Here is a 12,501-nt window from a genome sequence, read left to right as displayed (position 1 = left end):
TTTAACGCATAAGGAGACGAACAATGCTAAACGCTAGCTCCGGAAGCAGATCGGAATCGGCGGGAATGGCCTCGGTATCGGCGGGAATGGCCATGGAATCGGCGAGAACGGCCTCAAAATCGGCGAGAACAGCCTCGGTATCGGCGAAAACGACCTCAGTATCGGCAAGAACAGCCTCAGTATCGGCGGAAATGGCCTCAAAATCGGCGAGAACGGCCTCAAAATCGGCGAGAATGGCCTCAGTATCGGCGAGAACGGCATCGAAATCGGCGTGAACCTCTAATTGTCCCCAAAGAAACTGTTGAAACAAAAAAAGACCTGAAATAGCATCGGCTATTTCAGGCAAGTACATCATATAGTAATAGGGTAAAAAAACTACTACCAGCCTTCCATCACTTAACTGGAAGAGGTAACGCCGTTTTGAATGATGATCGGCGGTTCTCGCTCAATCGTCTGGTCCATATAGTCACCAGATGTCACAAAGAGCGCCACAGTCAACATGGAACCAAGCAAAATAGCTGCAACCATCTTTTTCAATTATATCCCCTCCTTTTAAACGTCTACAAGCTCTTGATAATTAACATTAGCCAGCTTGTAGAACCTTGATGCTTCTTTGTACCTTTGCTGCTTTTCATAATGTGCAGCCATCATCTTTGTATAGGTCACAAGGCTTGCGTAATCCTTGTTTTTGCGTAAATAAGGGAGAAATTCCTCTGTTACAAGTGCTTCGAAATTGTCATGATCATCTTTTAATGCAAAGTCATATGTATATGTCATGTAGTAAAAATATTTATATTCATCTCCGTATAATCGTGTTTCCAGCAATTCCGTACTCTTGGCAATCATCTCTCTTGCTTTCTCATAAAGCTCGAGTTTATAGTACTCACGGATTAAGGAGGTTGTTGCCGCTAGGTTTTCTATGACATCAACTGTTTCGTCTGCCGCAACCTCTTCATAGTATTTAATCGCTTCCTCCGTATTGCCTTTTACAGAATGGAGATAACCTAAATTTTGATTGCTCAGTTGAATGATTTGTTTATTTTCAGTAATTTCGCCGAGATGCTTCGCAAGGTTTTGATTTTTAATCGCTTTATCATACATTTTTAAGCGTCTATAGGATATGCCTAACAATATATGACAGTGCGCACATCTCGTAAAATTGTATTCCTTCTGGTACATTTCGAGTGCTAGATCTGTATATTCTATCGTTTCAAGTGTATGTCTTAACTTACTGTGAGTTACAGCAATGGAATACTTTATATCTGCAAGCTCTTCCTCTTCTAAATCAATATGGTTCATATTTTCCTCTGCTAACTGATACAATCTTAATGCTTCTGAAAAGTCGCCCATTAATGAATAGTAGTTCCCTCGGTATTTGTACCAAAAATATTGTTGATACTTATCAAAGGTTTCGGCTACTTTTTTTAATTTATTAATGTGCACAAGCACGTCATCATATTCAGCAAATATCAAGTAATATTTAATGCGGTGAATTTCATATAACAAGTTTTGAGACTTGCTCATACTGATTAAGCCGTCTATTTCTTCATATAATGTAGTTATTTTTTGCTTATCCTCCATACTCCGGAGCAATTTATACCACTCAAGCAGCTTTTCTTGTAAGCGTTCTTCAAAATCAATATCTGCTTCAATCCCAAGCCGTGTACAGAGCATGGCAACGACGTCTGTACTTGGAGCAGTTCGTTCGTTCTCTATTTTCGATAAATAAGACATTGACACGATTCCTTCAGCAAGATCCTCCTGTGTCATCCCTTGTTCCAGGCGCGTCCATTTTATCTTGGCTCCAATTCCCATTTCTGTTCACACTCTCTTATTCTAGACTTGAATTATTGTGCTCTACAGAAGATATACATTAAAGTGGGTTGTGCATTTCGAGAACATTTGCTTAACTTTATCTGTATATCTATCATAACATATATTGGCTTATGTCATATTGGGAAAGTTGAGGGGTAAATATAGCACTTAACCCCCTAAAAACTTTCCTACTTTCCTATATTTATGAAAACTGGCTATGAAAACTATGAAAACACCTCTTGCAAAGAATTTAACAAGAGGTGTCTGATGTAACAGTGTTATTTAATACGCAACAATTTAAAACATTTCTGATGTTGTTTTACCTTGCATATGCTGAACTAAGTAATCTGGACCACCGGCTTTTGAGTCTGTACCTGACATGTTGAAGCCGCCAAATGGCTGATAGCCGACGATTGCAGCTGTACAACCACGGTTGAAGTACAAGTTGCCGACGTGGAAATCTTGACGCGCTTGTTCTTGGTGAGCACGGTTATTCGTGATCACAGCGCCTGTAAGTCCGTATTCTGTATTATTAGCGATATCAATTGCTTCATCGAAATTCTTCGCTTTTGTCAAAGCTACAACTGGGCCAAAAATTTCTTCCTGCATGATGCGTGCTTCCGGATCGACGTCACCGAATACAGTTGGGTTAACAAACCAGCCTATGCTGTCGTCACCTTCTCCACCGACGAGTAATTCGCCTTCATTTTTACCGATATCAATGTAGCCTGTAATTTTGTCATAAGCAGCTTGATCAATAACAGGACCCATGAATAAATTGTTTGCATCAGAAGGATTACCGACTGTCAGCTCTTTCGTCAATTCTACGACACGATCCTTCACGTGATCATAAACGTCCTCATGAATAACCGCGCGTGAGCATGCTGAGCATTTTTGTCCGGAAAATCCGAATGCAGACTGGACGATCGACTGAGCTGCGAGCTCGAGATCTGCTTCATTATCAACGACGATCGTATCCTTACCGCCCATCTCTATGATCGTGCGCTTCAACCACTTTTGACCGTCTTGAATCTTAGCTGCCCGTTCAAAAATGCGTGTACCAACCGCACGTGAACCTGTAAAGCTCACAAAACGTGTACGTGGGTGGTCAACGAGATAATCGCCGACTTCGCTTCCTGGGCCTGGAATGTAGTTCACAACCCCTGCTGGCATTCCGGCTTCTTCAAGCACTTCCATGAGCTTATAAGCGATAACAGGCGTTGAACTAGCTGGCTTCAATAAAACTGTATTACCAGTAACCATCGCCGCAACCGTTGTGCCCGCCATTATAGCAAACAAGAAGTTCCAAGGTGAAATAACGACACCGACACCCAGTGGGATATAGTTGTACTGATTATATTCAATCGGACGGCTGTTCACAGGAACACCATCTTTTAATTTAAGCATTTGACGGCCGTAGTACTCGAGAAAGTCAATGCCTTCTGCGACATCAGCGTCCGCTTCCTTCCAAGGCTTGCCACCTTCTTTAATAAGGCGAGCAGTGAATTCCAATTTTCGCCGCCGAACGATGGCTGCTGCACGGAATAAAATGTCTGCTCGAACTTTCGGATCAGACTTTCTCCACGTTTCAAAGGTTTGATCAGCGACCTGCATCGCTTTTTCTGCTAAATCTTGATTCGCTTTTGAAACATATCCAACAATCTCATCTTTTTTCGCTGGATTCACTGAAACGATTTTGTCTTCAGTTGTAATCCGCTCACCACCAATAATGAGTGGATAGTCTTTCCCCATATCTGCTTCAACTTCCTTGATGGCTTTCAGCAGAGCTTGTTTATTTTCTTCCACTGTGTAATCTGTAAACGGTTCATGCTTGTATGCGACAACCATAATTCCAACCTCCCCTTAGTTTTCCTTACAGTCAGCCCTAGAATGCTCAGGCCGTTTATTTCCACATATAATTCTAACGCACTTTCTTTTTCACTTCAATGAATTCATATACTAGTGAGAAATATATACATCTGGATCGTCTTCGCCTGCCGGTCGACTAATAATGCTCTCAACGTCGTCATCTGATGTGATTTTTATTTCAAGCTCATACTGGCTGCTAAAGGTTTCTTTGACAAGACCATAAACATACTGTGTAAAGCCAATCACTTCACCTTTTCCATAAAAAGATATCGGAATCTCGATCGTCAGTCGTTTTAAATTTTCATCAATATAAAACCCTTCACCGACATATCCCACATAATTCGGGAAAAATTCTGCAACCCCTTCACCGAATCGCTTCATAAGCTGATAATCATCAAAATACTTTTCCTCGGCTTGTTTAGAAGGAAATAGAATGGTTTCCTCCTTGAGAGCTTCCCACTTATCAACCATCATACCTGGTGGCTCGGCATATGTGAGCGCCTGATAGCTGCCAGGTACGGGAGAGCCTTGATCTGCCTCTTCATACAAAGCAATCATGATTGGAACGTCTGCCAGTTCATCAATTCCTCTTAAATATTCTAAAATGGATTGGGCGTGTTTTTTGCCCGCGGCAATCGCCTCTTTATGTTTCAAATCTTTTTGAAAGGAATAGCCATCGACTGAAAAATGATAAACAGATTTCAGTGCAATCCCAATTGACACACCAACAACCTCAACCGTGTTGTCTTCATTCCTTTTAATATAATTTTGCTCTAATATATGAGACAAGTAGCGTGGATTTTCCTTCTGGTACTCTTCCTTCTCCTCACGGTCGACATCATCTTCTTCTTTAAACGGATCCTTCTCAGGGTTTAGCTCGTCAATTAATCGGATCACTTCATTTTTGGTGATATACCGACCTTCTTCAAAGTAGTATTTTTTCGGATCAAAATAGGCTTTAGACAGCCGTCTTAATCCTTGTTCCATTTCATCAATATCAACACGGTTCGCAATCTGGCCCGTGATCACACCCCGTGCTTCACTCACCTCATAAGGTAATATCGTGCGGTAATTTTCATCGGACAGCTGATAGCTCGTAACAATTGAAGGCTGCCCCTTGTTTTCATCTTCTTTTTGAACAACCTCATCTTCCTTATTCATGTCTGGTGTGCAACCGGATATGAGTAGGGCAATACCGCATAAGATGGCTAATTTTTTCATAATACCCCTCTCCTCACGCATTTAAAGCTTCCTGTAATCTGGCTTCGTCCCATATATCAATATCGAGCTCAACAGCCTTGTTGTATTTTGAACCTGCTGCTTCTCCAGCGATAACAATGTCAGTATTTTTACTGACACTGCCTGTGACCGATCCGCCCATCGCTTCTATCGTATCCTTCAATTCTTTTCGGGTAAAATGCTCAAGCTTACCTGTTAGCACGACCGTTTTATCGGTAAAAGGAGAGTCGGATACGGATGTGCTCGGTTCTCGTCCTTTAAAGGTCATGTTGACACCGAGTGCGTGTAAATCCTTAATCAGCTCATCAACATGTGGCTCGGAAAAATAACGAACGACTGAATCAGCCATTTTTTCGCCAATTTCATCAACAGCTATGAGGTCATCATATGTGGCATGAGCAAGTGCGTCGATCGTTTTAAAATGAGCAGCTAATGTTTTGGCAGCTTTTGACCCGATAAAGCGAATGCCTAAGCCAAAAATGAGCTTTTCTAGAGAATTGCTCCGTGATTGGTCAATCGCCTGAATCAAATTAGAGGCTGACTTTTCCCCCATCCGTTCCAATTCAAGAAGAGCAGGCTTTTCAAGACGGTAAATATCAGAAATCGTCTGAACGAGTTTTTCCCGGAACAGCTGACCTACAACTTTTTCACCGAGACCGTCTATGTTCATCGCATCTCGTGAAACGAAGTGAATTAATCCTTCCTGTAATTGCGCCGGACAATCCGGATTAATGCAGCGTAGTGCCACCTCTTCCTCAAGGTGAACGAGGTCGCTTCCGCAATCTGGGCAATGCTCTGGCATCGCATAACGCTCGGCATTGTCTGGACGCTTTTCAGTGATGACACGAACAACTTCAGGAATAATGTCGCCTGCTTTTTTGATGGCAACCGTATCGCCCAGGCGGATATCCTTTTCATCGATAAAATCAGCATTATGTAGCGACGCTCGCTGGACCGTCGTCCCAGCAACCTTCACTGGCTCAAGTATCGCCGTCGGTGTAATCACACCCGTACGTCCAACACTCAGTTCGATATCGGTTAACGTCGTAATCGCTTCTTCAGCTGGGAATTTATACGCAATGGCCCAGCGTGGGCTTTTGGCTGTGAAGCCAAGCGCTTCCTGCTGGTCAAGGCGGTCCACTTTTATGACGATCCCATCAATTTCATAATTTAAATTGGGCCGTTCAACTGTCCAGTGATTGACGTAATCGATCACGTCATCAATCGTTGCACACTTTTTCCACTCGGGATTTGTTTTCAAGCCGAGTGCTTGTATGGTTTCCAGCCGTTCACTATGAGAAGCTAATGTCTCTTCCTCCCATTCACCTACAGCGTAAAGAAAAACATCCAAGTTACGACTAGCGGCGATTTTCGGATCGAGCTGGCGAAGTGAGCCAGCAGCTGCATTACGCGGATTGGCAAACGGTTCTTCATCACGTGCTTCTCGTGCTTGATTTAAAGCAAGGAACGACTTGTGGGGCATAAATGCTTCGCCACGTACTTCAATCGTTGTCGGCTCTTTTAATTTGAGCGGCAAGGAGCGAATGGTACGTAGGTTGCTCGTAATGTCTTCACCTGTTGTTCCATCTCCTCGTGTTGCACCACGAACAAACTGGCCATCTTCATATGTGAGTGACACAGCAAGTCCATCTATTTTCAATTCACAAACGTACGTCACATCTCCTTCAACACCTTGGCGAACGCGACGATCAAAGTCGCGTAGTTCACCTTCATCAAAGGCATTACTCAAACTGAGCATCGGTACACGGTGGGCGACTTTTTCAAAGGCACCTACCGGCTCAGCCCCGACCCGCTGTGATGGGGAATCCGGTGTCACGAGCTCAGGATAGGCGTCTTCTAAATCAAGAAGCTGGCACATCGTGCGATCGTATTCTGCATCAGACACTTGTGGTGCATCTAAAACAAAATAATCATGGTTATATTGTTGAATAAGCGCTCTTAATTGGTGAATTTCTTTTTCTGCCTGTTGCTTGTTCACGCGTCAAGTCCCTCCTTATTCTTTTGTAATGGGCGCAAATTTTGCTAAAACACGCTTCAAGCCAGTTGGCGCTGGGAACGCAATATCAAGCTCCATTGCGTCGCCCTCACCTTGGACTTTAACGACCGTTCCAACGCCCCACTTTTTATGATTCAGCTTATCGCCAGCTGACCATACTTCATGCTCTGCACCGGTCGTTGGCGTTTTACGAGCGGCACGTTTTGGGCGTGGTGCTTGAACGTGATCTGCTTTTTCAACCGAACGGCTACCGAACATCGTCTGTTTAGCGACTTCAATACCTTCTATTAAATGATCCGGAATTTCATTAATAAATCGACTCATCGGATTCATATTCGTTCTACCATATATCGTACGCATTTTAGCATTTGTCATGTATAGCTCTTGCTCTGCACGTGTAATGCCAACATAAGCAAGACGACGCTCTTCCTCTAGCTCAGCATCATCAAACATCGCTCGACTATGCGGGAAGACGTTCTCTTCCATACCAATCAAAAAGACGACCGGAAATTCGAGGCCTTTTGCTGAGTGAAGTGTCATTAACGTGATCTTCTCATCGTGATCAGGGTCTGTCTCATCAACACGATCGATGTCCGCAATGAGTGCCAGCTCTGTTAGAAAAGCAACGAGCGTCTTATCCTCGCTCGACTGTTCAAACGCCTTCGTAACCGTCATAAATTCCTCTAGGTTCTCAAGCCGTGTTTGTGCTTCAATCGTGCGTTCGTTTTTCAGCATCGTTTCATAGCCTGTCCGTTCTAAAACAGCTTCGACCATATCTGTTGCTGTTAAAAATTCTTGCTGCTGTGAGAGCGTCCGGATTAACGCGCCAAATTCGGATAAGGCTTGGGCTGCTTTTCTTGGAACACCCGTGAAGTCCACTTCCTTCGTCGCTGTAAATAAAGAAATATCGTTGGCATTGGCATACGCTCTGAGCCGTTCGACCGACGTTGCACCGATGCCACGCTTCGGCTCATTCACAACCCGTTCAAAGCTAATATCATCGTCAGGATTCACGATCAAACGTAAGTATGCGGTCATATCCTTAATTTCCTTACGCTCATAGAACTTTGTGCCTCCGACGAGCTGATAGTTCATATTTGATTTCATCAACGTTTCTTCTATCGCCCGTGACTGCGCATTTGTCCGGTATAAAATCGCGATATCGGCTGGTGTGAAGTCACCAAATCGCGTGAGCTCTTGAATTTTTTCTGTGACGAACAGCGCTTCATCACGTTCAGTTGACGCTTGATAATAATGAAGCTGTTTCCCATCTGGGTTGTCTGTCCACAGGTTTTTTGGCTTACGACTTGTATTATTGGCAATGACTGTGTTGGCAGCCTCTAAAATGGATTTCGTAGACCGGTAATTTTGCTCGAGGAAAATCGTCCGTGCTGATGGGTAATCTTTTTCAAAGGACAAGATGTTCATAATGTCCGCACCGCGCCATTTGTAAATCGACTGATCCGAATCACCGACAACACAAAGGTTTTCATATTTTCGGGCGAGCTGTTTAACGAGCTGATACTGAGCATGGTTCGTATCCTGATACTCATCAACATGAATATATTGAAAACGACGTTGATAGTATTCAAGAACTTCAGGAACCCGGTCAAATAAATGAATCGTCTGCATGATCAAGTCATCAAAATCGAGTGACTCATTTTTCCGTAGCGTCTTTTGATAAGCCGTGTATACTTGGGCCACCTGACGATCGTAAAAATTACCGACCTGCTCACTGAATTTTTCTGGTGTAATCAGTTCGTTTTTAGCCGCACTAATTTGTCCGAGCATCGCTCTTGGCTCGAATTTTTTCGGATCGATGTTAAGGTTTTTTAGCTCCTGCTTAATGACTGACAGCTGATCACCTGTGTCTAAAATAGAAAAGTTGCGGTTATAGCCGATTCGATCGATGTCACGGCGAAGGATCCGCACACACATCGAGTGAAAGGTCGACACCCACATATAATCGCCTTCTGGACCGACAAGACGTGACACTCTGTCCTTCATTTCTCGAGCTGCTTTATTCGTAAACGTAATCGCCAACACATTACGCGCTGCGACACCTTTTTCATCAAGTAAATACGCAATACGGTGGGTAAGCACCCTTGTCTTTCCACTACCGGCACCAGCCATGATGAGCAGTGGCCCGTCTGTATGCTTGACCGCTTCCTGCTGTTGTTTATTTAATCCGTTCAATAATTGATTCATCATTGGACGCCCCTTTCTAATGTCTGATTACAGTTAACCTTTAATCGCTGCTACTGTTTTAATAGCCTCTTTGAAATTCGTATAAAGACTATTGCCGACGACAATAACATCCGCAAAAGCTTTCATTTCTCGGGCTTGCTCAGCCGTTTCAATGCCACCACCATATACGAGTAGCGTCTCGTCTAATTCATAGCTGACCCGTTCAACAAGCGCCGGATCGCCGTATGTGCCACTGTATTCCATGTAAAAAATAGGCAACTTAAACATCCGCTCAGCCATGTAAGCATACGCCAGTACATCATCTTCATCTGGTAGTCGACAATTTGTATGTTGAAACACCTTCGCTTCTTCATTCAAAACGCAGTAGCCTTCCATAAGGATTTCTTCCCATTCCATCAATGGCTTATATGCTTTAATCGCTTCATGCTGGACGTCCATCATCCATTTTTTGTCCTGTGAATTCATCACCATCGGTATAAAATAATAATCAAAACCGGGTGTCACCGATTCAATGTTAGAGATTTCTAAAATGCACGGGACGGTATAACGACGAATGCGCGATAGCAAATCAAGCACACCATCAAGCGTCACATCATCGGTTCCACCAACAATAATCGCATCGGTTCCAGATTCACACACCGCTTCAAGCGCTTCATCAGATATCTCTTTCGCCGGATCAAGTTTAAATATATGTGTCCATTCCTTCATTAAATTCGTATCCAAAAGTCCAAGCCTCCATCATTATAGTACGTTCATTCATTATAACAAAAAAAGCCCTCGCATGGGGGCGTCTAAAGGATAGGTCATCGCAATGCTAACCCAGTGTACTAAGAATTTAATCGAACATTTCCAAACGGGTCGAAATTGTTTAGGATGAATAATAAAAATATCTACCAGAATTTCCTTTGTTCGTTTACAAAAAATATATTATAATCTATAAAAAGATTATATATTTTGATTAAATATATTGACTTCAAAGTTAATTTTTTATAAATTTCTTGTCGAGGTGAAAACAATGGAATTAAATCCAATACAAGATATATTAGGATTTATTACTCCCATAATATCAGTTATAGGGGTAGCGTTTATTGTTGTTAGAATTTTTATGAAAACACTAACAAAAACAACATTCGAAAAAAAGTTAACCCCCAGACACGAAGGTATATGGGAAAAATTTCTAGAGTCTATATTTGTTTCATTATTTATAACTCTATCACTGTACACATTGAGTTACTTTATTGCAGAGAAAATTGATGTAATAAACAATCATTTCCTTGCATTGACATCCTTAATTTTATTTTTTTTGGTAATATGCATCTATTTAATAATTAGCACCTTATTAATAGCACCAAATCTCAAGAGACGTATAAGTCAAGGGGGGAAAATCAAAAAATTCACTAACCTAACTATTGTTACAGGTTATATTGGGATAATTATCCTTAACATAGTATTAATGTCATATTATATGGATGGTTTTATACAGGACAATACCTTTATAATGAGTCATATTACAGATATATTGATATACGGAATAGGAAACACATTATTTTTTACTTTTATGTTGTATGTAATACAGTGGACGTACAAAGAATTTAGTATAGTTAATGTAGACAGAAACATTTATAAAGTGCATAAGTGTCACATAGAAAATATAAACAATTTATTCTTTATAAATGCTATTAAACAAGATGTTCATATACTCAGCGAAACAAACAATCATATTGACAGTGATTTCTCCCCAGTATATGTTCACTATGTTAAGGAAGAAATACTGTTAAAATATGAACTTCAAAAAAAATAAAGTGAGAATTTCTATGTATATATATTACCCTTGCTTACAAGCATAATCGGTGTGAAACCTCAGAGATCCTCGAAAAAAAGATGTAGCAACAAGCATTCTTAACCAAATTGTAACTTTTTCGCCCACAAAACTAGAAAACTAGTTTTATAATATTACTAGGGGGAGAGCATTTATGAAAACATCGGTAAAAACGACCGCTGAAACCAAAGCCATTGTCATGCAGTCTCAAACAGTATTGCCGGTACTTAATGATAAGGCCACCATACAAGGTAAAGCCGATTTTTTTAAAGCGTTAGGTGATGAAACGCGGTTACAGATTATTGCAATGTTATACGTTGATGACCTTTGTATGTGCGAAATCGTTGATGGATTAGGGGTTCCAACGTCAACCATTTCACATCACTTAAAACTATTGGAACGAGGGAATGTGATTCGATCGCAAAAAGAAGGTCGGTACACGGTTTATCATTTAATTAAAGAAACCATTCTTCCTTTAATAGAAACACGTTTACTCGATTAAAAGAAAGCAGGAAGCGTCATGGACATATTTTCATGGTTGAACGACCAGCTCCTTAAAATGGAGTGGCTGTCGAATCTTATTCACTTACTCGTGGAAGACATATTTCATATTTCAGTTGATGAAAAGCTCGGTGGCAGTATTCATTTTTTTATCTATGATACGATCAAAATCTTTATATTGATGTCCGTATTAATATTCATCATATCTTTTATCCAAAGTTACTTCCCTCCAGAACGAACTAAGAGACTACTCGGAGGCATCAAAGGCATTAAAGGTCATATTCTCGGTGCATTACTTGGCACCATCACACCTTTCTGCAGCTGTTCGAGTATTCCAATCTTTATTGGGTTTACGACAGCAGGGCTACCATTAGGCGTCACGTTCTCATTTTTAATTTCTTCACCAATGGTTGACTTAGCCTCCTTTTTGTTACTGACTTCTTTCTTTGGGGTCAAAATCGCTGCTGTTTACGTCATTGTCGGTCTCATTCTTGCTGTAATCGGTGGTATGATCATTGACAAATTAAAGTTAGAACATCATATAGAATCATTTGTCATGAATAGCGGCAGTACGGAGGATGACATCGATCGATTAACATATAACGAAAGAATTGGCTATGCCATAGATGAAGTGAAAGCCATCTTTAAAAAAGTATGGTACGCCATCTTAATTGGGGTAGGCATTGGCGCTTTGATTCACAATTGGATTCCTCAATCCGTTATTGAAACAGTTATCGGAGAAGATAATCCACTTGCAGTTCTCATCGCAACAGTTATAGGCATACCGATTTATGCTGATATTTTTGGAACACTGCCCATCGCGGAAGCTTTATTTGGAAAAGGTGTTCAAGTTGGTACGATCCTTGCCTTTATGATGTCGGTAACTGCTTTATCTCTGCCTTCTCTCATTATGCTGAGTAAGGTCATTAAACCAAAACTGTTAACTCTATTTATTGCAATCATTACGATTGGAATTATTATAATAGGCTATACATTTAATGCATTAGATTTCCTATTTTAATTAATAGGTAAT

Annotated in this window: 10 protein-coding genes; 2 read left to right on the top strand and 8 right to left on the bottom strand. The window is 41.3% G+C overall.

The window, feature by feature from the left end:
• Nucleotide 1: 1 nt before the first annotated feature.
• The 8 genes from HPC67_RS11230 to pcrB form a co-directional block, all read right to left on the bottom strand.
• On the bottom strand, nt 2-346 hold the full coding sequence (locus HPC67_RS11230) for a hypothetical protein (RefSeq protein WP_217587912.1): 345 nt from the start codon (nt 344-346) through the stop codon (nt 2-4).
• 50 nt (nt 347-396) lie between these two features.
• A complete protein-coding gene (locus tag HPC67_RS11225; RefSeq protein ID WP_217587911.1) occupies nt 397-537 on the bottom strand; it encodes a hypothetical protein in 141 nt (46 codons plus the stop codon).
• A 15-nt stretch (nt 538-552) separates the two neighbouring features.
• Nucleotides 553-1,815, bottom strand: a complete 1,263-nt coding sequence (locus tag HPC67_RS11220) for a helix-turn-helix domain-containing protein (protein WP_217587910.1) — start codon at nt 1,813-1,815, stop codon at nt 553-555.
• 297 nt (nt 1,816-2,112) lie between these two features.
• The gene (gene pruA, locus HPC67_RS11215; protein WP_217587909.1) at nt 2,113-3,663 is read right to left on the bottom strand and encodes an L-glutamate gamma-semialdehyde dehydrogenase; all 1,551 of its coding nucleotides are present in this window, start codon (nt 3,661-3,663) and stop codon (nt 2,113-2,115) included.
• Between the two features lie 111 nt (nt 3,664-3,774).
• Nucleotides 3,775-4,905 carry a CamS family sex pheromone protein gene (locus HPC67_RS11210; RefSeq protein WP_217587908.1) on the bottom strand — a complete coding sequence of 377 codons (1,131 nt, stop codon included), beginning with the start codon at nt 4,903-4,905 and terminating at the stop codon, nt 3,775-3,777.
• 13 nt (nt 4,906-4,918) lie between these two features.
• Nucleotides 4,919-6,922, bottom strand: a complete 2,004-nt coding sequence (gene ligA, locus HPC67_RS11205) for an NAD-dependent DNA ligase LigA (RefSeq protein ID WP_217587907.1) — start codon at nt 6,920-6,922, stop codon at nt 4,919-4,921.
• Nucleotides 6,923-6,937: 15 nt separating this feature from the next.
• Complete coding sequence (gene pcrA / locus HPC67_RS11200; RefSeq protein ID WP_217587906.1) at nt 6,938-9,148, bottom strand: DNA helicase PcrA; 2,211 nt, start codon at nt 9,146-9,148, stop codon at nt 6,938-6,940.
• A 33-nt stretch (nt 9,149-9,181) separates the two neighbouring features.
• Entirely contained in the window at nt 9,182-9,856 is a 675-nt protein-coding gene (gene pcrB, locus HPC67_RS11195) for a heptaprenylglyceryl phosphate synthase (protein WP_217588043.1), read from the bottom strand.
• 1,265 nt (nt 9,857-11,121) lie between these two features.
• Here pcrB and HPC67_RS11190 point away from each other — a divergent pair.
• Both HPC67_RS11190 and HPC67_RS11185 read left to right on the top strand, forming a co-directional pair.
• The gene (locus HPC67_RS11190) at nt 11,122-11,469 is read left to right on the top strand and encodes an ArsR/SmtB family transcription factor (RefSeq protein WP_217587905.1); all 348 of its coding nucleotides are present in this window, start codon (nt 11,122-11,124) and stop codon (nt 11,467-11,469) included.
• A gap of 18 nt (nt 11,470-11,487) precedes the next feature.
• Nucleotides 11,488-12,489: a permease gene (locus HPC67_RS11185; protein WP_217587901.1), complete on the top strand. Its 1,002-nt coding sequence runs from the start codon at nt 11,488-11,490 to the stop codon at nt 12,487-12,489.
• Nucleotides 12,490-12,501: the final 12 nt, after the last annotated feature.

It is taken from the genome of Lentibacillus saliphilus (assembly GCF_019093865.1).
Lineage (GTDB): Bacteria > Bacillota > Bacilli > Bacillales > Amphibacillaceae > Lentibacillus_B > Lentibacillus_B saliphilus.
Note: the sequence above shows the minus strand (reverse complement) of the source record. Positions and strands in the feature narration are given on the sequence as shown.

Excerpts from the sequence above, each read along its gene's own strand:
- HPC67_RS11210 (WP_217587908.1), bottom strand. The coding sequence starts at position 4,905 with ATGAAAAAATTAGCCATCTTATGCGGTATTGCCCTACTCATATCCGGT.
- pcrA (WP_217587906.1), bottom strand. The coding sequence starts at position 9,148 with ATGAATCAATTATTGAACGGATTAAATAAACAACAGCAGGAAGCGGTC.
- HPC67_RS11190 (WP_217587905.1), top strand. The coding sequence starts at position 11,122 with ATGAAAACATCGGTAAAAACGACCGCTGAAACCAAAGCCATTGTCATG.
- pruA (WP_217587909.1), bottom strand. The coding sequence starts at position 3,663 with ATGGTTGTCGCATACAAGCATGAACCGTTTACAGATTACACAGTGGAA.
- HPC67_RS11185 (WP_217587901.1), top strand. The coding sequence starts at position 11,488 with ATGGACATATTTTCATGGTTGAACGACCAGCTCCTTAAAATGGAGTGG.
- HPC67_RS11220 (WP_217587910.1), bottom strand. The coding sequence starts at position 1,815 with ATGGGAATTGGAGCCAAGATAAAATGGACGCGCCTGGAACAAGGGATG.
- pcrB (WP_217588043.1), bottom strand. The coding sequence starts at position 9,856 with ATGAAGGAATGGACACATATATTTAAACTTGATCCGGCGAAAGAGATA.